This window comes from Rhodococcus sp. 06-1460-1B, assembly GCF_002258475.1.
Classification (GTDB): domain Bacteria; phylum Actinomycetota; class Actinomycetes; order Mycobacteriales; family Mycobacteriaceae; genus Rhodococcoides; species Rhodococcoides fascians.
Genome location: NZ_NOYS01000043.1, coordinates 290,584 through 309,812 on the forward strand (window position 1 = coordinate 290,584; position 19,229 = coordinate 309,812).

Genomic DNA, 19,229 nt, shown 5'->3' on the forward strand with positions numbered 1-19,229 from the left:
CGTCAGTGTCCTTAGCTCGCCGAGATGTTGGGATCGAAGGTGAAGATGACGTAGGTGCCGACGCCCATGATGAGGATCATCGACAGCACCAGCAAGGTCGTCAGCCAGAATCGCGTCGAGTCCTTGCGGGAGTAGTCGGCGATGATGGTGCGCAGGCCGTTGCCGCCGTGCAGCTGTGCCAGCCACAGCATCGTCAGATCCCAGAACTGCCAGAACGGGCTGGCCCAACGGCCGGCGACGAAGGCGAAGTTGATGCGGTGCACGCCGTCGTCGAGCATCAGCATGATGAACATGTGGCCCAGGACCAGCACGACGAGTGCCAGGCCGGAGAACCGCATGAACAGCCACGCGTAGAGCTCGAAGTTGCCCTTGCTCTGACGCCGCGGCGAACGCGGGTTGGCCAGGCTGGCCGGACGGTCGTAGTTCGTGCCGAGGACCTTCGCCTCGGGACCCTGCGTCGACATCAGTGACCACCCGCCGTGAACATGTTGTAGAAGATTCGTCCCGCGCCCGGGATCATGACGACGAGCCAGACGACTGCGATGACCCAGAGCATCAGCTTCTGGTACTGCGGTCCCTTGGCCCAGAAGTCGATCAGCATGACTCGGATGCCGTTCAACGCGTGGTACAGCACTGCCGCGACGAGGCCGAGTTCCATGAGTCCGACGAGCGGGGTCTTGTAGGTTTCGATGATGGCGTCGTACGTCTCGGGATTGACCCGAACCATCGCCGTGTCGAGAACGTGGACGAACAAGAAGAAGAACGTCAACACGCCTGTGATGCGGTGCAGAACCCAGGACCACATTCCCGGGTCCCCGCGGTACAGAGACCGCTTGCGCTCCTTGACCGGAGCGGCTTCCGTCGTGCTACTCATCGAGTGCAATGCCTCCAACGTCGTTGGTGGACGCGTCGAGCCCGGTGGCCGGGCTTAACCTGGCTCGATTTGTCGCGATTCGGCCCTAGTGCTGGTTGTACTAGCCGCTTGATAGAAACTGTAAACCCATTCGAAACACGGAACTAATTCGACTCGAGGTTCGTATGGTGCCGAAATCCCGTGTTAGGTTTGCCTTCCCAATTCATTCGGGCGGTTTCGGGTAGATCTCTGCATCAATTCAGACAGCGTGATTGGATGGGTGACCATGAACGAAATCGACTGGAATGCGTTGCGCGACAATGCCCATGGGGCCATGAGGCACGCATACGCCCCGTACTCCAATTTTCCGGTGGGCGCGGCAGCTCTGGTGGACGACAATCGCATTGTCACCGGGTGCAATGTGGAAAATGTCTCATACGGTTTGGGCCTGTGCGCCGAGTGCGGGTTGGTGTCGAACCTGCACTCGACCGGCGGGGGCAGGCTCGTTGCCTTTTCCTGTTGCGATTCCCGACGCGAGATCCTCATGCCGTGCGGGCGGTGCAGGCAGTTGCTGTACGAGTTCGGCGGCGCGGATCTGCTCGTCGATACCGCCACCGGGCCGCGTCGGCTGGCAGAGTTGCTCCCGGACGCTTTCGGCCCCGACAACCTCGACGAAGGACGCGTGAACAACCATGCCTGACGCCGTATCGATCATCAGCGCCAAACGCGACGGACGCGTTCTCGACGACGAGCAGATCGAGTGGGTGATCGCCGAGTTCACCCGCGGAAGCGTCGCGCCGGAACAGATGTCGGCGTTGGCGATGGCAATTCTGCTGCGCGGATTGTCGCGCCGGGAGTTGAGCACATGGACGAACGCCATGATCGCGTCGGGCACGCGAATGGACTTCTCCGCGTTGCCGCTCCCTACCGTGGACAAGCATTCGACCGGTGGCGTCGGAGACAAGATCACGCTGCCGCTCGCACCCTTGGTCGCTGCGTGCGGAGCGGCGGTGCCGCAACTGTCGGGCCGCGGGCTGGGACATACCGGGGGCACCTTGGACAAGCTCGAGTCCATCCCCGGATGGCGAGCTGATCTCAGCGGCGACGAGATGCACCGGATTCTTGCCGACCCGGCCGTGGGCGCGGTGGTCTGCGCGGCAGGCGCAGATCTGGCTCCGGCCGACAAGAAGCTCTACGCCCTGCGCGACGTCACCGGAACCGTCGAGTCGATTCCGTTGATCGCCAGTTCGATCATGAGCAAGAAGATCGCGGAGGGCACGGGCGCGTTGGTGCTCGACGTGAAGGTCGGGGCGGGCGCGTTCATGAAGAACGTCGACGATGCACGCGAACTGGCAACGGCGATGGTCGAACTCGGAACGGATGCGGGCGTACGGACCCTGGCGGTGCTGACGGCGATGGACACACCGCTCGGCCTCACCGCGGGCAACGCGCTCGAAGTGCAGGAGTCGGTGGAGGTTCTGGCCGGCGGCGGACCGTCGGACATCGTGGAGCTGACGATCACGCTGGCACGCACCATGCTCGCCGCGGCCGGGATCGAGGGCATCGATCCGGCAGACAAGCTTGCCGACGGGTCCGCCATGGACCGTTGGCGCACGATGATCGCCGCGCAGGGCGGCGACCCCGACGCCGCGCTGCCCGTCGCCCGTGAGAGCCAGGAATTCACTGCGACGCAGGACGGCGTCGTCACCGGCTTGGACGCGATGGGAGTCGGCCTCGCGGCGTGGCGGCTCGGCGCGGGCCGGGAGCGGCAGGGCGAGCCGGTACAGAGCGCAGCCGGGGTGCGTCTGCACGCCAAGCCGGGCGATCGGGTGCGGGCCGGGGATCGGCTCGCAACCCTGTACACCGACACCCCGGAGAAGTTCGACTACGCGCAGCAGGCCCTCGAGGGCAGTTGGGAGATCGGCACCACCGCCGCGCAGCCGACCCCCCTCGTCATCGACCGTATCGGGCAGTAGCACCGGCGATCAGATCAGGTTGCCCGCCTCGGTCAGCACGCTGCGCAGAATTTGTTCCATCTCGTCGAACTCCTTCTGCCCGCAGATCAGTGGCGGAGCCAGCTGTACCACCGGGTCGCCGCGATCGTCGGCCCGGCAGTACAGCCCGGCGTCGAACAGGGCGGTGGACAGGAACCCGCGGAGGATGCGTTCTGCTTCGGCGTCGCTGAACGTTTCCTTCGTGGCCTTGTCCTTCACCAACTCGATGCCGTAGAAGTACCCTTCGCCGCGCACATCGCCGACGATGGGCAGATCGTGCAGTTTTTCGAGCGTCGCGCGGAACGCGGGTGCGTTGTCCGCAACGTGGGCGTTGAGCCCCTCGCGTTCGAAGATGTCGAGATTGGCCATCGCGACGGCTGCGGAGACGGGGTGCCCGCCGAAGGTGTAGCCGTGGGCGAAGCTCGACGTGCCGTCGTCGAACGGCTCGAAGAGCTTGTCGGAGGCGATCATCGCGCCGATGGGGGAGTAGCCCGAGGTCATTCCCTTGGCGCAGGTGATGATGTCGGGCACGTAGCCGAAGTCGTTGCAGGCGAACATCGATCCGATGCGCCCGAACGCGCAAATGACCTCGTCCGAGACCAACAGGACGTCGTAGCGATCGCAGATCTCGCGGACCCGCTCGAAGTATCCGGGTGGAGGAGGGAAGCAGCCACCCGCATTCTGGACCGGTTCGAGGAACACCGCGGCCACCGAGTCGGGGCCCTCGAATTCGATGGCCTCGGCGATGCGGTCGGCCGCCCAGATTCCGAACGCCTTGGGATCGGTGTCCATGGGGGCCGCAGCCCGATAGATATTGGTGTTCGGCACCCGAAATGCGCCCGGGGTCAACGGTTCGAACGGTTCCTTGAGTGCCGGGATACCGGTGATGGCCAGAGCGCCCTGCGGGGTGCCGTGGTACGCGATGGCACGCGAGATCACCTTGTGCTTACCTGGTTTGCCGACCTTCTTGAAATACTGCTTGGCCAGCTTCCATGCGCTCTCGACTGCTTCGCCACCGCCGGTGGTGAAGAAAACTCGATTGAGGTCCCCAGGGGCGTATCCGGCGAGCCGTTCGGCGAGTTCGATGGCAGGCTCGGTGGCGTACGACCACAGTGGGAAGTACGCCAATTCCTTGGCCTGCTTGGCCGCGGCCTCGGCCAGTTCTTCGCGGCCGTGCCCCACCTGCACCACGAACAGGCCCGACAGTCCGTCGATGTAGCTCTTGCCGTTCGAGTCCCAGATGGTCGAACCCTCGCCGCGGGTGATGATCGGGGGAGTGACCCCGCCGCCGTGACGGGTGAAGTGGCCCCACAGATGCTTGGCCGCGGAGGCGTCGAGCTCGGATGTGGTTCGCGTCATCGTGTTCCCCAATTGTATTGCTGCTTCACGAGTTTCAGATAGACCAGGGTTTCGGTACTGGTGACCGCGTCGAGGCTGCGGATCTGCTTGTTGAGAATCCGTAATAGTTGTTCGTCGTCCTCGCACACCACTTCGACAACGATGTCGAACGAGCCTGCCGTGAGGACCACGTAGTCGATCGCGTCGATCGCCGAGAGTTGCTCGGCCAGTGCATGACTGTCTCCGGTGCACTTGATGCCGATCATGGCCTGCCGCTTGAATCCGACCTGTACCGGATCGGTGACGGCGACGATCTGCATGACGCCGGAGTCCGTCAAGCGTTGAACACGTTGCCGCACCGCCGCTTCCGACAACCCGACGGCTTTGCCGATCGCGGCGTAGGAGCGTCGCCCGTCCTCCTGAAGTTGTTCGATGATCGCCTTGGAGACGTCGTCGAGTGCGATGGGTGACTGATCCGGCATCAGTCGATCTTGTCACCGACACCGCCGCCGACACAAGCGATAGGCGATGAAATTCGCAATAAATATCTGTTTCGACGACAGAATCGGTTGTTGCAGGATCGGAAACCGGGCGAATCCGTGGATCGGTCGGTATCGTGCAGTCATGGCGAACATTCCTGGTTGTTGGATCGACGGACGCGCAGTGGACGGCAGCGGCGACCGCTGCGGCGTCGAGAACCCGGCGACCGGAACCGTGGTGTCCGAGTTCGGTCTCGCCACGGCAGCGGACGTCGAAGCGGCTCTCGTTCGAGCGCGCTCGGCGCTGCCGGAGTGGGCCACCGCAACTCCGGCCCAGCGCGGCGCGGTGCTTGCCGAGTTGGCGCGATCGGTGGCGGCCGACGCCGAATTCGCAACCGAAGAGGTGGCCCAGACCGGCAAGACCGTGCGTCTGGCAACGGAGTTCGACGTTCCGGGCAGTGTCGACAACATCGAGTTCTTCGCCGGAGCTGCCCGACATCTGGACGGCAAGGCAACGGCCGAGTACTCGGGCGAACACACCTCGGCCATCCGACGCGACCCGGTCGGCGTGGTCGGATCGATCACGCCGTGGAACTATCCGCTGCAGATGGCCGTCTGGAAGGCGATCCCGGCGTTGGCGGCCGGGTGTTCCATCGTGCTCAAGCCCAGTGAACTCACGCCTCTGACCACGCTGCGTCTGGCGCGTCTCGCCTCGGAGGCCGGCCTGCCCGACGGGGTGTTCAACGTGGTCACCGGAACCGGAGCGGAGGCCGGAGTCGCGTTGTCCTCGCATGCGGGCCTGGACCTGATGACTTTCACCGGTTCCACTCCCGTCGGGAGACAGGTGATGTCGCAGGCAGCCGTGCACGGCACCCGGGTGCAGCTCGAACTCGGCGGCAAGGCCCCCTTCGTGGTGTTCGACGATGCCGACCTCGAGGCTGCGATTCGCGGTGCCGTCGCCGGTTCGTTGATCAACGGCGGACAAGACTGCACGGCAGCCACCCGCGCCATCGTCGCGGACTCGCTGTACGACGATTTCGTCGCCGGAGTAGCCGAGGTGATGGAACGCGTCGTCATGGGAGATCCGACGGATCCGGCGACCGACATGGGATCGCTGATCTCGATCGCGCATCGGGATCGGGTTGCGGCCATGGTGGATCGGGCTCGCGATATCGGAGCGAGGATCGTCACCGGTGGTCGTGTCCCGGACGGTAGGGGTGCTTTCTACCCGCCGACGTTGATCGCCGATGTGGGTGAGCAGGACGAGATCTACCGCGACGAGGTGTTCGGACCGGTGCTCACGGTGTCGCGGCACTACGGCGACGACGATGCGATTCGGCGGGCCAACGACACCGCGTTCGGACTGGCGGCCTCGGCGTGGACCCGCGACGTGTACCGCGCGGGCCGAGCGTCGCGGGAGATCGCGGCCGGTTGTGTGTGGATCAACGACCACATCCCGATCATCAGCGAGATGCCGCACGGCGGTTTCGGAGCGTCGGGCTTCGGCAAGGACATGTCGAGCTACTCGCTCGACGAGTACCTCACCGTCAAACACGTGATGACCGACATCACCGGTGTGGCCCGAAAGTCCTGGCATCGCACCGTTTTCGCCAGCGCAGGACCCGAGGATCAGGAGCTACGACGATGAGCGCATCCTGGGCGACCGAACCCACCGATCGCGGCGTGGCGATGGTTCTCGGAGCAGCGCCGCAGCCCTTCTGGCTCGACCGACCGGAACGACCGACGCCCAGGCCGCGGCACTCCGGTTCGACGTCTGCGGATCTGGTGATCGTCGGCGGCGGGTTCACCGGATTGTGGGCGGCTCTGCAGGCGGCAGAGGAGAACCCCGACAGATCGATTGTCTTGCTCGAAGGCGACCGCATTGCCGAGGGCGCCACCGGACGCAACGGCGGCTTCTGCGCGGCCAGCCTGACGCACGGACTGGGCAACGGACTCGACCGGTATGCCGACGAACTACCCGAGTTGCTGCGAATGGGAACCGAGACGCTCGACGCGATTTGCGCGACTGCGAAGAAGTACGGAATCGACGCCGACATCGAACGCACCGGCGAGCTCGACATCGCCAATTTCGACTGGCAGGTCGACGACCTCCGTGAGCTCGGCGACGAGGGGAGACGACTGTCGCAACCGATGGAATACCTCGACGCCGCTGCAGTGAGAGCCAAAATCACCTCACCGATGGCGCGCGGTGCCCTGTTCGACCCCGACGTCGCGATGATCGATCCTGCCAAATTGGCCTGGGGCCTGGCCGACGCGGCGGAGTCGCTCGGCGTACGCATCCACGAGAACACTCGGGCCTTGTCGATCGACAAGTCCAGCAACGGTATTCGGGTGAAGACGGGCTACGGCACCATCGAGGCAGCCAAGGTTCTGCTGGCCACCTCGGCATCGAAATCGTTGCGGCGCAAGCTCCGTCACTGGATAGTCCCGGTGTGGGACTACGTGATCATGACCGAACCACTGACGCCGGCGCAGCTCGCCGCAATCGGCTGGTCCGGCCGCGAGGGATTGGCCGACTCCGGCAATCGATTCCACTACTTCCGGTTGACGGCCGACGATCGCATCCTGTTCGGTGGGTGGGACGCGCACTACTTCTACGGTAGCGACACCGACCCACGCCGAACCCAACATCCAGAAGAGTTTGCGTTGCTCGCCGAACATCTGCTGCAGATGTTCCCAGCCCTCGAGGGAATCCGTGCCACCCACGCGTGGGGCGGATCGATCGACACGTGCTCGCGGTTCAGTGCCTTCTGGGATCTGGGTATGAACGGGCGAGTGGCGTCGGTGGCCGGGTTCACCGGCCTCGGCGTAGGCGCGTCGCACTTCGGGGCCCGAACGGCACTGGATCTGCTCGACGGGCGCGACACCGAACGAACGCGCCTGAAGATGGTGCGTACCAAGCCGTTGCCGTTTCCACCCGAGCCCCTCAAGTCGATCGGGATCAACATCACTCGTGCGCAATTCGCTCGTGCAGACCGCAACGAGGGACGGCGGGGATTGTGGCTGAAGGGAATGGACGCGTTGGGTCTGGGCTTCGACAGTTAGAGCGGCTGCGCCGCACGTGAGTGGAAACTCGGGCTCTGCTACGCATTTCCACTCACATGCGGCGAAGCCGCTCTACTCGTGCGGAACGACGACCACCGGCACCGGGGCAGCACGCAGAATCTTGGCGGCACTCGAGCCCAGGAACACCCGCTTGGGGGTCGCCAGCCGACTCGAGCCGAGCAACAACACATCACCCGGTTTCCAGTCGAGGTTGCCCACGGCCTCGTCCAGTGTCGACCCGTCGGCCACCACGGATTCGAGGCCCTCGATGCCGGGGAGAGTGCGGGCCGCGAGTTCCAGATTCTCCTGTGCGGCAGCGACTTGCCGTCGACGCGTGTCCAGTGAAGTCTCGTCGCTCGGGGTTCCGGTCGATTCCAGAGAGACCAGCGAGACCAATCGGAGAGGCACGTGCGCAGCGCTGGCGAGAGTGAAAGCGAACGGCAACGGGTTCGGGGCGGATGACCGGGTGGGGACGGCGACGGTGAGATCGGTGATCGGTGCGCTGGAGAGCCGGTAACCCCGAGGGGCAAGTGCCAACGGAACTTCCGAGGCGTGCAGAAGCTGACCGGCGACCGAGCCGATCGAATGTCGGTTCAGCAGGCCGTCACTGGCACCGCCGACAACGATCATGTCGGCATCGGAGTTCACGGCGAAGTCGATCAGGGCGCGGGCGAACGACTCGTGGCTGAGCACGTGCGTGGTCACCTCGATACCCGACGGGACCTGGGCGGCCGCGTCGTCCACCCAGCCCCTCGCCTTGGCCTCGAGAATCTTTCGATACGGTCCGCTGCCTTCCATGACAGGTTCGTCGACGGCCATGACCAGCACGATGTCGATGGATGCGTCGAGGGCGCGGGCGAGGGCGGTGGCCAGGGCTACGCCGTCGTCGCCGCTGGGGGTGGCGAGGTAGCCGACGGTGATCTTCATGAGTTTCGGTCCTTCTCTTCTAGTAAGTGTCCGGAACCTTGACTTCGGTGGACGCGGTGAGTGTCTTGCCCTGGAAGAAATCCTTGTTGCCCACGAAGCAGAGCAGCATCAGTGGGATTCCGAGTACCAGCATGCCGACACCGAGGACGAACACTCCGCCGATCGGACCGTAGACGGTGTAACCGTAGTCGGGCTTGATCATGTCGACTGCGCTCTGCACGAACGCCCACGTCATGGACAGCCCGCCGAGGAGTGGAAAGATGCCGCGCATGAACAGGTTTCGGGCGGACGAGAACAGTGTCCGACGGAAGTACCATGTGCACGCGTATGCGGTGATGCCGTAGTAGAACGCGACCGCGAGCCCGAGCGATGCCACCGAATCCTGCAGCGCGTTGGCGCTGACGAAGGTGAGCACAAGGTAGAACATCAGGGCTGCGGCACCCATCACGAGCGTGCCGAAGCCGGGCGTCATGTACTTGGGGTGCACGCTGGCGAACCGCTTGGGGATTGCCTCGTACACAGCCATCGACAGTGTTCCGCGGGCCGTGGGCAGGATGGTCGTCTGTGTAGAGGACAGCGCCGAGATGGACACGGTCAACAGCAGCAGCGACGCGACGATCGAGCCGGCGACCGGATCGCCGAGAATGGTGAGCACATCGTCGACGTTGTCCGGGTTGTTCAGACCGATACCCGTGTCTCCGAACCCGGCGAACGATTGCACGGCGTATCCGACGAGCACGTAGGTCGCGACGAGAATCAGCGTGGTGATCACTGCGGCCCGTCCCGGCGTCTTCTCCGAGTCCTTCGTTTCCTCGCCGACGGCAAGGCAGGCATCCCATCCCCAGTAGATGAAGATGCACAGGATGATGGCCTGGGCCGCGTCGGACATCGTCACCCCGGTGGGCACCAACCAGCTCCATTGCGGCGTGATGGCCTGCGGACCGGCCGTACCCGTCCCCACCTTGACCAGTGCCGTCACCGACACTCCGATGAGTACGCCGAACTGGACGACCAGCAACACGTTCTGCATGCGTTCGCTGATGAGGATGCCGCGAAAACTGACGTAGGTCATCGCGACGATGAAGAACGAACCGAGGGCGACCTTGGCCGCGGTTGACTCCGCCAAGTCCGACAGGCCGAGGAACTCGAACAGGTAGATGGCTGCGATCTCGGCGACGTTGGCCAGCACGATGATCGCCGAGACGGCCAGCCCCCACCCGGCCATCCAACCGACCCAGGGCCCGAAGGCCTTGGTGCCCCAGGTGAACGACGTCCCGCAGTCCGGTGTGTCGCGCCCGAGCTCGCGGTAGGCGAAGGCGGTGAGCAGCATCGGAACGAAGGCGATGAGAAACATCGACGGTGCTTTGTCGCCGACGGCCAGAACGACGTAGCCGAGGGTGGCGGCGAGACTGTAGGCCGGGGCCACCGCCGACAGTCCGATGACGATGTTGCCGACCAACCCGAGCGCGCCGGTGTTGAGTCCCTTGCCCGGAATGGTGTTGGGCGGTTCCGCAATCGACATAGGTCTCTCCGAGGTTCGAGTCGACCGAGGCGTCGGAAGGGGACCCGACAGAATCGGTCGCGTGTGATGGATGAACACTACGATTTCCGTCGCCGATTCGCTGTGCATCGACGGAATAGTTTTCATTGGAGTAACAATGCAACGAAATAGGTCGCGGAAGTGGCGGACGTCGGGGGAATCCGCGGACTCGCCGAGTGGCGATGACAGGCGCGCGTCCGCGCACGACGCGCGCTACCGTCGACACATGAGCACCGCGGAGAACACTCAGTCCTCGATCGGTGGCAGTGCGCCACTCGATCTCGCGTCCATCAGGTCGGCTCCGAAGGCGTTGCTCCACGATCATCTCGACGGCGGACTCCGACCGCAGACCGTGCTCGAACTGGCCGACGAATGCGGATACGACGGGTTACCCGCGACCGACGGTGCCGCTCTGGGGGAGTGGTTCCGCGATGCAGCGGACAGTGGATCGCTCGAGCGCTACCTCGAGACCTTCGCGCACACCGTGGCCGTCATGCAAACCCCCGAGGGGTTGTTCAGGGTGGCGCGCGAATGCGCCGAGGATCTGGCCGACGACGGCGTCGTGTACGCCGAGGTGCGCTTCGCGCCGGAACAGCACCTCGAACGCGGGCTGACCCTCGACGAGGTCGTCACCCACACCCTCGCCGGTTTCGAGGCGGGCATCTCCGCAGCCAAGGTGCGGGGCAAGAACATCACCATAGGCACCCTGCTGACGGCCATGCGGCACGCCGCACGTTCACGAGAAATCGCGGAACTGACGGTGCGTTTCCGTGACCGCGGGGTGGTGGGCTTCGACATCGCCGGGGCCGAGGCGGGCTTCCCCCCCAGCCGCCATCTCGACGCCTTCGAATACATGCGAGCCAGCAACGCGCACTTCACCATTCACGCGGGCGAGGCCTTCGGTCTGCCGTCCATCCAGGAAGCGGTGGCGTTCTGCGGAACCGACCGGCTCGGACACGGAGTGCGCATCACCGACGACATCACGACGAACTCCGACGGCACGCCGTCACTCGGTCTGTTGGCCGCGTACGTCCGCGACACCAGGATGCCTCTGGAGTTGTGCCCCAGTTCCAACGTGCAGACCGGTGCCGTCGAATCGTTGGCGACGCACCCCTTCGACCTGCTCGCACGACTGCGGTTTCGCGTCACCGTGAACACCGACAACCGATTGATGAGCGACACCTCGATGAGTCGAGAAATGGTCAAACTGGTGGATACGTTCGGCTACGGGTGGAGTGACCTCGAGCGATTCACCATCAATGCGATGAAGTCCGCATTCCTGCCGTTCGACGAGCGATTGGCGTTGATCGACGACGTCATCAAGCCCGGCTACGCGGTGCTGATCGGCTGACGAGCGAGCGCGCGGCCGGGCGAGAACGCCCTACTTCTTGCGGAGACGGCTCTCGAACTCTCGCTCGAGGGCGCGCCAGGCCTCGGCCTCGACGTCGAACGGTGCGCTCGGGGCCAGCCGATCGGGACTGGGCTCGAGGGTGTACGAGACGTACCAGCCCAACGGTGTGGACGTGGCGAGGGCCTCGTCCACCGAGCTGTCGCCGGCGAAATCGGCTGCATCGGTGAACAATTCGACGGCAAGATCGAGCTGGTCGACGTCCACTGCGGTGGGCCCGTCGGCAAGGTCGTCGGCGAGTCCGGGCAGTACGTAGACGTTGTCGTCGGTGATCGTGATGTCCAGGGAGCCGTCGATCGCGGCGGTCTGAACATCGGAGTAGGTGCTGACCTGCGCCAGATCGTGATCGTGATCGTCGGCGAGATAGCGAGCCAGCGACCGCTCGGACCCGAACACGCTGATGGCGCCACCGCGGCCGAGGAAGACGGGCTTGTCTCCGAGGTAGCAACGCAGGGTGTACAGCGTGTCGTCGGACGTGATGATGCGAATGGGATCGATACCGACGGTGGTCCAGAACGTCTCCTCCGCCGCGGCAGCGGCGATGGGATCTCGGTCGACGTCGTCCTCGTCGCTCTCTGCGTCGTCGTCGGACTCGTCGTCCTCGGTGTCGTCGTCGATGTCGTCCGTTGCGTCGTCTGCATCGACGGCGTTCTCCGCAGCCGCGGTGATCTCCGCGTCGGCGACGGCAACGGCGGCGCTGTCGACGTCGGGGGAGGTCACGATGGAATCGACTGCGTCGAGGACTTCGTCCCAATGCTTCGCCACTGCTGCGCCGATGCGGTCCCACAGCTCGGCACCTTCACGGCCGAGAAAGTTCTCGACGCCACCGGCCACCGCTCCGACGAACGGATTGGTTCCGAAAAAGCTTGTGACGGGCCGTAGTTCGCAGACATCACCGATGGACGAGACGATGTCGAAGGTGGCCTGCAGTTCGGCGAGAACGTCGGCTTCGGGGTCTGCAGCCACCAGCTCGGGCACTGCGACGAGGTCGAACCGATGCAGCTCGTCGGGCTCGAGTTCGTAGGCCGCGAGAGCGGACACCACCGGCCACGACGGGTGGTCGACGAGGTCGTTGTCGTCGTCGGATCGGACGAATGCGGCGAGCTCGGCAACCGTGGCGAATCCGTAGAGATCTTCCTCGTGTCCGAGGAATGCCTCCCATTCGTCGTCGCCTTCTCGCCACTCCGGTGCCCACAGTGTCGAGAAGTCACCGGCGGTCAGACCGAGTTCGATCGGGATGATGTCTCCAGCCATGGCGCGAAGCCTATCTCAGGAGTCTGTGAACGAAGCCTGCAGACTTTGCAGGATGGTCTCGCGCTGGTCCAACGCTGCGGACGCCGCCTCGGCGGCTGTGAGAACGATGGTCGACGCGAGTTCGCGGGCAGTCACCGATCCGAGATCCTCCGCGAGATCGAGGCCGACCATGGCCCCGGTTCCGTCCGCGACGACGGTCACGAGCCCGTTGGGCGAGGCCACTCGAATCCTGATTTGCTCGACGCGCTCCTGTGTCTCACGCAATCCGTCGAGCCGGCATCGGGCGTTGTCGATCACGGTGTCGAGATCGGTGGGGTGAGAGTGGGTCATACCGGTCGCAACCAACTCGTGGGTGCCGGATCCTGGGCCAGATCGTCGTTCGCGTCGGCGGCCACTCGGGCGTCGGTCGGCAGACCCAGGCGATGGAGGATGTCGGCGGGAACCCCGTCCTCGGCCAACCGGATTCGGCGCTGTGCCCGAGCGGCTGTGGTCGCCCGCGTGCATCGATCCAGGATCGTCGACGCCAATGCTGTTCCCCCGAAACGTAGTTCACCTTCGTCGATAGCGATTGCGATCGGCACTCCATGCTCGGTGGCGCGAACGTATACCGAGCCGGATCGAGTTGCCGATACCGCGCTGACGACGGTGGTGTTCGCGTCCGTCATCGACTTCCTCTCATTCGGTCTGCCTCTCGTTCGGTCCGACCGTTATTGGGTCGGGCGGTAGAAGCCCTTGAATGCCATGTCGCTGTTGGTCGTTCTGATCGGTCCTACCTGCACCGGGTCTCCCGCCTCGACGAGCTGGCCGTTGCCGATGACCATCGCTACGTGGCCGTCCCACACCGCGAGATCGCCGGGCTGCACGTCACCGGCCGCCACCGATGTGCCGATGTCCTGTTCCTGCGCCAGCCGGGGGATGTCGACGCCCTGCTGTGCGTACGCCCATTGCGTCAACCCACTGCAGTCCAGTCCGGTGCCCGGCGTCGTACCGCCCCAGGCGTAGGGGACGCCCTGCTGCGTCAGCGCGCTGCGAACGGCACCTGCGGCTTCGGCGTTGGGGGCGGTGACGGTGCTCCCGTCGGGCAATCGCACCTCTACTCCTCGGTCGGCGTCCCCGGCGCCGGGCGAATCCATCGCCGAATTGCCCAAGAAGTGCTGTGCTCCAACGGCTCCGGGGGAGTCCGGCGTGCCGCCGGTGTGTGAGAGCGACTGCGCGAACGTCTTCGCCAGCTTCTCCCCGGTCTCGATCACCTGAGCCGTTGCAGGTGAGGTCATCAGGTTCGAGGGCGAGCCCGGCACCGCTGCCGGGCCGGAGTCGATGGGTGTGGGGACCGCGGGCGGGGAGGCCAGCTCGCCGGCTGTCGCAGCGTGCACGGCCAGTTCGGCGCGCACACGCGCGACCACCGCCAGAGCGCGCTCGAGGTGCTCGATCGCGGCCGAGATCAGCATCGTCTGCCCCATCGGGGTGGCGATGATCGGTCCTGCGGAAAGGGCGATGCCCACGAACGACTGCACTATTGCCTGTAGTTCGACGAAACCCTGCTCGGTATCCCGACATGCCCGATCGACGACGGCGGCGATATCGTCCGCGTGATCGGCAAGGGCCAGAGCACTCGCATGAGCGTTCTCGGCGTACCGAAGTGCTGCGTCCGCGGCGTCGCCGTTCCAGTTCGAAGCAAGTTCGGTGATCGCGATGCGGCCGATTCCCTGGGCGGCCTCGATCGCAGCCGACGACAGTCGCAACACGTCCGCGGGGCCTCCGGAGGGAACGGTACCGCCGCCGAAGGCACCGAGTAGCTCGACGATGGGGCGAGACAGTAGATCGATCATCGCCGCTTACCGAGCGTCCGGTGCGCGACCGGCAGAGTGGGCCGTGACGGCCGCCCCGGTTGCGTCGTCGGTGCGGGCGTACGACACCGCAGCATCGGCGGCCGCAGAACCGAGGCTCGCCACCGCTCCCGCCAGGCGAACGACCGCATCGGTATGCGCCAGATGGGTTCCGGTCACCGTGGCCAGAAATTCCTGCCCGATCAGGCCGAACACCGGCGCCAACACGGCGGGCCCGCAGGCAGCGGCGGCAGCACCGGCCGCCGCGATCTGCTCGGCCATGGTCGACGCAGCCGCACCGTAGGCGAGCACCCCCTCGGTCTCGACGACGAGTTCGTCCATGAGTCCCCCTGAAATCGCGTGCGTTCGCGCAGTCGCCGAATGCGACGCCCAACTGGTTCGACGCGACTGCGGGCACATCGGTTCCCACGACTTGCCGTTCACCGTGCGTCTCGGCGATCTCCTCCGCTGGGGCTCATCGTGTGGGGCCTCATGGTGCTGGGCCTTATCCTGTGAGACATGGATACACACGTGGTCGACCACCCACTGGCCGCCGCCCTGCTCACCACCATGCGGGACGAGCGGAGCGACAACGCCACGTTCCGCACTGCGCTCCGCCAGCTCACCCACATGCTGGTGTACGAGGCCACCAGGGACGCCGACATCGACACGTTCGAGGTACGTACTCCCGTCGCAGTCACCCAGGGAACCCGGTTGGCTCGTCCGCCGCTGCTCGTGCCCGTACTGCGTGCCGGTCTCGGCATGGTGGAGAAGGCGAGCGGTCTGATTCCACAGTCTCGCGTCGGGTTCGTCGGGATGGCCAGGGACGAGCAGACGCATCAGCCGGTGCCCTACATGGAGTCCCTGCCCGACGACCTGTCCCAGACTCCGGTCTATGTGCTCGACCCCATGCTGGCGACCGGCGGATCGATGGTGCACACGATCGAGCTGCTCGTCGGACGCGGCGCAACCGATGTCACTGCCATCTGCGTCGTGGCCGCCCCCGAAGGCGTCGCAGCGCTCGAAGCATCGGGACTCCCGGTGCGACTCGTTGCCGCGAGCATCGACGACGGACTCAACGACAATGCCTTCATCGTCCCGGGCCTCGGCGACGCGGGCGACCGTCAGTTCGGGCCCCGCTGATTCGCTCCGGTGCAACCCTGCTCGCGCTCGGGGTGTCCTGGCCCTCCGCCGGTCCTGACACCCCGCGGTTGCGCCTGCTCGACATCGAGGCCGAGCAGGTCGAGTTTCAGGAGCTGGTGGGTAACACACTGAGCTACCGCGCTCTCGGCGGTGCGGCAGACCGATACTGCACGGGCCGAACGGCATTCACTGCGGACGGGCCGCCGCGGTACGTTCCGTGCCCGGGCCGGGAGCCGGCCGTCGGATCAAGCCAGTGTGCACGGTGCGCGGACAAAGACGTGTTTCGTTTCGTTCATACCGTGCACCGCAGCGGATTCGTCTCCCGCGATCTGGAAAAGCATGTCATGGCACCGCATTGGCTCTACCTGGCGGCGTTTGCCAACGGCACCTTCAAGATCGGGACGGCCGCGCAGACTCGCAAATGGGGTCGGCTGGCCGAGCAGGGGGCTATCTGTGCGCAGTACGTCGCGCACGCGGACGACGGCAAGGCCGTGCGTGTCGCCGAGGACCTGGTGACCGAAAGGCTCGGACTACGGCAGGCCGTACGGTCGGCGACGAAAGCAGCATCGCTGTGCGTGCCACTCGATCTCGACCGGTTGGAGGCAGGCACTGCCGCGCGTGCGGAGCAGGTCCGTCAGCTGTTGACCGACGCCGCGATCGGCGGATGTCGGCCGATCGCGGAGCGGTGGACTCCGCCTGCGGGGCGGGAAACATTGAGCGAAAACGATACTCGGGTTGCCTACCCCGCCGATGTCGCAACCGGCTCTCATGGACTGCAGATCAGGACATGCGTCGGGCAGGCGGTGATCGCCTCGGTCGACGAGCAGACCTACGTCGCGGATCTGGCGGCATTGAAGGGTCGGCGCATCGAGCTCGGGGCCTTCACGTCCGATCTGCCTGCGGTGCAGTCGGCACTGTTCTGAGTTACAGCTCTTTTGCGAACGCGGAGAGCTGGGCCAGGAGTTCGTCCGCCGTCGCTCTCGCCCTTGCCAGATCCTGCCGGTCCGAGACGGGCTCGACGACCTCGAGGTACGCCTTCAGCTTGGGTTCGGTCCCGGACGGCCGCACGATGACCCGGAGCCCGGATCCCACGATTTCGACTGCGTCGGTGCGCAACTCGTCGTCCCGGTGGGCGTAGTCCATGACGGTCACCGTGCGTCCGGCCAGCTCGGTCGGTGGCGTACTGCGCAGTCGGCGCATCATGTCCCCGATGTCGGTGAGATCCTGCACTCGGCGCGACACCTGCGCGCCGCTGTGGACTCCGAATTCGACGGCGAGGTCGTCGAGTGCGTCGAGTAGCGTGCGTCCGTCCTGCTTCAGCGCTGCCGCGAGGTCCGCCAGTACGACGGCGGCAGAGATCCCGTCCTTGTCTCGCACCACATTCGGATCTACGCAGTGACCGATCGCTTCTTCGTAGGCGTACACGAGGCCGTCTCCGGCGCGCACGAGCCATTTGAAACCGGTCAGTGTGCGGGCATAGCGCGCGCCGCGGGCCGGTGCCAGTGCCGAGAGCAGCTGCGAGGACACGATGGTGTTGGCCACCAGTGAGCCGGGCGGTGCGTCACGCAGCAGGTAGTCGGCCAGTAGAGCGCCGGTTTCGTCCCCGGTCAGCATCCGCCAACCGTGAGCGTCTCGGACTCCGACTGCGCAGCGATCGGCATCGGGGTCGAGTGCCACGGCGAGGTCGGCGTCGGTCTCGGCCGCCAGCGCGAGAACCGCGTCCGCAGCACCCGGCTCTTCCGGGTTGGGGAAGGTCACCGTCGGGAAGGACGGATCGGGCTCGAACTGCTCCTCGACCACCCGGATGTCGCGGAACCCAGCGCCGCGCAGTGCCGCCACGGCGAGTTCTCCGCCGACGCCGTGCAGTGCAGTCAGGGCGATACGAACATCGCGTGATCTCGAACGGGGCAGTCTCACAACCGAATCGAGGTAGCGCGACGCGATGTCCGAGCCGCTGGGCTCGACGGCTGTGCGAGGCACGTCGACTGCATCTGCGCTGGCCTCGATGAGCGCCTCGATCTGGGCATCGCTCGGCGGAATCAACTGCGACCCGCCCCGCAGATACACCTTGTACCCGTTGTCGGCGGCCGGGTTGTGCGATGCGGTGATCTGCACCCCCAGCTCGGCATCGAGCGCCCGTACGGCGAAGGCGACAACGGGCGTGGGGAGTGGTCGAGGGAGAAGGACCACCGAAAATCCCTGCGCGGCCAACGTTTCCGCCGCTGCGAAGGCGAACTGTTCCGAACCGGTGCGCGCGTCACGGCCCACCACGACGGTGGATCCGCCGAGGCCCTGCCCGAGCAGCCACGCTGCGATACCGGCGGTTGCTCGCACGACCACGGCGACGTTCATGCCGTTCGGGCCGGCGCGCACCGGCCCTCGGAGGCCGGCGGTGCCGAAGGTCAACGGACCGCTGAATCGGTCCGCGAGTTCGGAATCGGAGAGGCCGTCGAGTTCGACGCGGCTCGCCGGATCGGGATCTCCCGCGATCCAGCGTTGCACACGCTCGGTGAGATCCTCGATCACAGTCGGGTGACCAACTCGTGCAGCAGAGCGCCCATCCGAGCTGCCGAATCCTTGCCCGCAGCGAGCACTTCGGAATGATCGAGGTGTTCTCCGGTCATGCCGGCAGCGAGGTTGGTGACCAACGAAATTCCCAGCACGCGAGCACCCTTTGCACGGGCGGCGATCGTCTCGTGCACCGTCGACATGCCCACCAGATCTGCACCGAACGTGCGCAGCATCTTGATTTCGGCAGGCGTCTCGTAGTGAGGGCCCGGCAGTCCCGCGTAGACGCCGTCCTCGAGAGACGGATCGATCTCGGCCGCGAGAGCGCGGAGTTCGGGTGAGTAGGCACCGACGAGATCGACGAATTCGGCGCCGACGAGCGGCGAACGGGCGGTCAGGTTGAGGTGATCGGAAATCAGAACGGGTTGGCCGACGCTCATGCCTTCACGGATGCCGCCGGCGGCGTTTGTGAGGACGACGGTCGTCGCGCCTGCCGCGATCGCGGTGCGCACCGGGTGCACGACGCGTCGGAGGTCGTGGCCCTCGTAGGCGTGGGTACGGCCCTGAAGTAACAGAGTGTGGGTTCCGCCTACGTCCACCGAGGTGATCGTGCCGGAGTGGCCTGACGCGGACGGCGGCGCGAAGCCGGGGAGATCGGCCATGCGCACGGTCGCGGTGGGGGAGCCGAAGACATCTGCGGCCGCCTGCCAGCCGGAGCCGAGGACGATGGCGACGGTATGGGTGTCGATGCCGGTCGCTGCAGCGAGAGCATCGGCGGCGGTGCGCGCCGCCGCATCGGGATCGGTCACGGGATCGGTTGCTCGTGCGTCGGAAGTTGCCACGATGAACAACAGTATGAGATCGCTGCGATGGATGTGGAACCGAGACGGTGC

The 19,229-nt window shown here is 65.5% G+C and carries 20 protein-coding genes; 7 read left to right on the forward strand and 13 right to left on the reverse strand.

The window, feature by feature from the left end; all coding sequences use genetic code 11:
* Window positions 1–11 precede the first annotated feature (11 nt).
* The gene (locus tag CH268_RS26515; protein WP_027496419.1) at window positions 12–464 is read right to left on the reverse strand and encodes a succinate dehydrogenase hydrophobic membrane anchor subunit; all 453 of its coding nucleotides are present in this window, start codon (window positions 462–464) and stop codon (window positions 12–14) included.
* On the reverse strand, window positions 464–805 hold the full coding sequence (gene sdhC, locus CH268_RS26520) for a succinate dehydrogenase, cytochrome b556 subunit (RefSeq protein WP_027496420.1): 342 nt from the start codon (window positions 803–805) through the stop codon (window positions 464–466). Before sdhC ends, CH268_RS26515 begins: the two co-directional genes overlap by 1 nt.
* A gap of 334 nt (window positions 806–1,139) precedes the next feature.
* Here sdhC and CH268_RS26525 point away from each other — a divergent pair, with 334 nt between their 5' ends.
* On the forward strand, window positions 1,140–1,553 hold the full coding sequence (locus CH268_RS26525; RefSeq protein ID WP_027496421.1) for a cytidine deaminase: 414 nt from the start codon (window positions 1,140–1,142) through the stop codon (window positions 1,551–1,553).
* On the forward strand, window positions 1,546–2,829 hold the full coding sequence (locus CH268_RS26530) for a thymidine phosphorylase (protein WP_094666320.1): 1,284 nt from the start codon (window positions 1,546–1,548) through the stop codon (window positions 2,827–2,829). Before CH268_RS26525 ends, CH268_RS26530 begins: the two co-directional genes overlap by 8 nt.
* 9 nt (window positions 2,830–2,838) lie before the next feature.
* Here the strand turns inward: CH268_RS26530 and CH268_RS26535 are convergent, their stop codons facing one another.
* Together CH268_RS26535 and CH268_RS26540 are read right to left on the reverse strand one after the other, a co-directional pair.
* Window positions 2,839–4,206, reverse strand: coding sequence for an aspartate aminotransferase family protein (locus tag CH268_RS26535; RefSeq protein ID WP_094666321.1), 1,368 nt, complete (start codon window positions 4,204–4,206; stop codon window positions 2,839–2,841).
* A complete protein-coding gene (locus CH268_RS26540; RefSeq protein ID WP_027496424.1) occupies window positions 4,203–4,667 on the reverse strand; it encodes an Lrp/AsnC family transcriptional regulator in 465 nt (154 codons plus the stop codon). Before CH268_RS26540 ends, CH268_RS26535 begins: the two co-directional genes overlap by 4 nt.
* Before the next feature lie 142 nt (window positions 4,668–4,809).
* Here CH268_RS26540 and CH268_RS26545 point away from each other — a divergent pair, with 142 nt between their 5' ends.
* Window positions 4,810–6,312: a gamma-aminobutyraldehyde dehydrogenase gene (locus tag CH268_RS26545; protein ID WP_094666322.1), complete on the forward strand. Its 1,503-nt coding sequence runs from the start codon at window positions 4,810–4,812 to the stop codon at window positions 6,310–6,312.
* A complete protein-coding gene (locus tag CH268_RS26550) occupies window positions 6,309–7,730 on the forward strand; it encodes an NAD(P)/FAD-dependent oxidoreductase (RefSeq protein ID WP_094666323.1) in 1,422 nt (473 codons plus the stop codon). The genes CH268_RS26545 and CH268_RS26550 overlap by 4 nt, the downstream gene beginning before the upstream one ends.
* A 72-nt stretch (window positions 7,731–7,802) precedes the next feature.
* On the opposite strand, the gene CH268_RS26555 is transcribed toward CH268_RS26550, so the two are convergent.
* On the reverse strand, window positions 7,803–8,657 hold the full coding sequence (locus tag CH268_RS26555; RefSeq protein ID WP_032383961.1) for a universal stress protein: 855 nt from the start codon (window positions 8,655–8,657) through the stop codon (window positions 7,803–7,805).
* Between the two features lie 19 nt (window positions 8,658–8,676).
* Window positions 8,677–10,179 carry an APC family permease gene (locus tag CH268_RS26560; RefSeq protein ID WP_032371009.1) on the reverse strand — a complete coding sequence of 501 codons (1,503 nt, stop codon included), beginning with the start codon at window positions 10,177–10,179 and terminating at the stop codon, window positions 8,677–8,679.
* A 244-nt stretch (window positions 10,180–10,423) separates the two neighbouring features.
* Between CH268_RS26560 and CH268_RS26565 the strand changes: the two genes are divergently transcribed.
* On the forward strand, window positions 10,424–11,548 hold the full coding sequence (locus tag CH268_RS26565; protein ID WP_045841980.1) for an adenosine deaminase: 1,125 nt from the start codon (window positions 10,424–10,426) through the stop codon (window positions 11,546–11,548).
* Window positions 11,549–11,578: 30 nt separating this feature from the next.
* Here the strand turns inward: CH268_RS26565 and CH268_RS26570 are convergent, their stop codons facing one another.
* From CH268_RS26570 to CH268_RS26590, 5 genes are read right to left on the reverse strand one after another with little or no spacing between them, the layout of a single operon-like run.
* A complete protein-coding gene (locus CH268_RS26570) occupies window positions 11,579–12,859 on the reverse strand; it encodes a primosomal protein (protein ID WP_094666324.1) in 1,281 nt (426 codons plus the stop codon).
* A 15-nt stretch (window positions 12,860–12,874) separates the two neighbouring features.
* Window positions 12,875–13,189 (reverse strand): YbaB/EbfC family nucleoid-associated protein, encoded by a 315-nt coding sequence (locus CH268_RS26575; protein ID WP_094666325.1) that lies wholly within the window; start codon window positions 13,187–13,189, stop codon window positions 12,875–12,877.
* Complete coding sequence (locus tag CH268_RS26580) at window positions 13,186–13,524, reverse strand: hypothetical protein (RefSeq protein WP_094666326.1); 339 nt, start codon at window positions 13,522–13,524, stop codon at window positions 13,186–13,188. The genes CH268_RS26575 and CH268_RS26580 overlap by 4 nt, the downstream gene beginning before the upstream one ends.
* A gap of 42 nt (window positions 13,525–13,566) precedes the next feature.
* Window positions 13,567–14,688: a C40 family peptidase gene (locus CH268_RS26585; protein ID WP_094666327.1), complete on the reverse strand. Its 1,122-nt coding sequence runs from the start codon at window positions 14,686–14,688 to the stop codon at window positions 13,567–13,569.
* Between the two features lie 6 nt (window positions 14,689–14,694).
* The gene (locus CH268_RS26590; RefSeq protein ID WP_080733168.1) at window positions 14,695–15,027 is read right to left on the reverse strand and encodes a type VII secretion target; all 333 of its coding nucleotides are present in this window, start codon (window positions 15,025–15,027) and stop codon (window positions 14,695–14,697) included.
* 177 nt (window positions 15,028–15,204) lie between these two features.
* Here CH268_RS26590 and upp point away from each other — a divergent pair, with 177 nt between their 5' ends.
* Both upp and CH268_RS26600 read left to right on the forward strand, forming a co-directional pair.
* A complete protein-coding gene (gene upp, locus CH268_RS26595) occupies window positions 15,205–15,828 on the forward strand; it encodes a uracil phosphoribosyltransferase (RefSeq protein ID WP_027496434.1) in 624 nt (207 codons plus the stop codon).
* A 32-nt stretch (window positions 15,829–15,860) separates the two neighbouring features.
* Window positions 15,861–16,751: a DUF2797 domain-containing protein gene (locus tag CH268_RS26600; RefSeq protein WP_230593563.1), complete on the forward strand. Its 891-nt coding sequence runs from the start codon at window positions 15,861–15,863 to the stop codon at window positions 16,749–16,751.
* Window position 16,752: 1 nt separating this feature from the next.
* On the opposite strand, the gene CH268_RS26605 is transcribed toward CH268_RS26600, so the two are convergent.
* Window positions 16,753–18,354: a phospho-sugar mutase gene (locus CH268_RS26605; RefSeq protein WP_094666328.1), complete on the reverse strand. Its 1,602-nt coding sequence runs from the start codon at window positions 18,352–18,354 to the stop codon at window positions 16,753–16,755.
* Entirely contained in the window at window positions 18,351–19,178 is an 828-nt protein-coding gene (locus CH268_RS26610; protein ID WP_048319886.1) for a purine-nucleoside phosphorylase, read from the reverse strand. Before CH268_RS26610 ends, CH268_RS26605 begins: the two co-directional genes overlap by 4 nt.
* Window positions 19,179–19,229: the final 51 nt, after the last annotated feature.

Excerpts from the sequence above, each read along its gene's own strand:
- CH268_RS26565 (WP_045841980.1), top strand. The coding sequence starts at position 10,424 with ATGAGCACCGCGGAGAACACTCAGTCCTCGATCGGTGGCAGTGCGCCA.
- CH268_RS26555 (WP_032383961.1), bottom strand. The coding sequence starts at position 8,657 with ATGAAGATCACCGTCGGCTACCTCGCCACCCCCAGCGGCGACGACGGC.
- CH268_RS26535 (WP_094666321.1), bottom strand. The coding sequence starts at position 4,206 with ATGACGCGAACCACATCCGAGCTCGACGCCTCCGCGGCCAAGCATCTG.
- CH268_RS26585 (WP_094666327.1), bottom strand. The coding sequence starts at position 14,688 with ATGATCGATCTACTGTCTCGCCCCATCGTCGAGCTACTCGGTGCCTTC.
- CH268_RS26545 (WP_094666322.1), top strand. The coding sequence starts at position 4,810 with ATGGCGAACATTCCTGGTTGTTGGATCGACGGACGCGCAGTGGACGGC.
- CH268_RS26540 (WP_027496424.1), bottom strand. The coding sequence starts at position 4,667 with ATGCCGGATCAGTCACCCATCGCACTCGACGACGTCTCCAAGGCGATC.
- CH268_RS26570 (WP_094666324.1), bottom strand. The coding sequence starts at position 12,859 with ATGGCTGGAGACATCATCCCGATCGAACTCGGTCTGACCGCCGGTGAC.
- CH268_RS26590 (WP_080733168.1), bottom strand. The coding sequence starts at position 15,027 with ATGGACGAACTCGTCGTCGAGACCGAGGGGGTGCTCGCCTACGGTGCG.
- CH268_RS26580 (WP_094666326.1), bottom strand. The coding sequence starts at position 13,524 with ATGACGGACGCGAACACCACCGTCGTCAGCGCGGTATCGGCAACTCGA.
- CH268_RS26525 (WP_027496421.1), top strand. The coding sequence starts at position 1,140 with ATGAACGAAATCGACTGGAATGCGTTGCGCGACAATGCCCATGGGGCC.
- CH268_RS26515 (WP_027496419.1), bottom strand. The coding sequence starts at position 464 with ATGTCGACGCAGGGTCCCGAGGCGAAGGTCCTCGGCACGAACTACGAC.
- CH268_RS26575 (WP_094666325.1), bottom strand. The coding sequence starts at position 13,189 with ATGACCCACTCTCACCCCACCGATCTCGACACCGTGATCGACAACGCC.
- CH268_RS26560 (WP_032371009.1), bottom strand. The coding sequence starts at position 10,179 with ATGTCGATTGCGGAACCGCCCAACACCATTCCGGGCAAGGGACTCAAC.
- upp (WP_027496434.1), top strand. The coding sequence starts at position 15,205 with ATGGATACACACGTGGTCGACCACCCACTGGCCGCCGCCCTGCTCACC.
- CH268_RS26550 (WP_094666323.1), top strand. The coding sequence starts at position 6,309 with ATGAGCGCATCCTGGGCGACCGAACCCACCGATCGCGGCGTGGCGATG.
- CH268_RS26530 (WP_094666320.1), top strand. The coding sequence starts at position 1,546 with ATGCCTGACGCCGTATCGATCATCAGCGCCAAACGCGACGGACGCGTT.
- sdhC (WP_027496420.1), bottom strand. The coding sequence starts at position 805 with ATGTGGTCCTGGGTTCTGCACCGCATCACAGGCGTGTTGACGTTCTTC.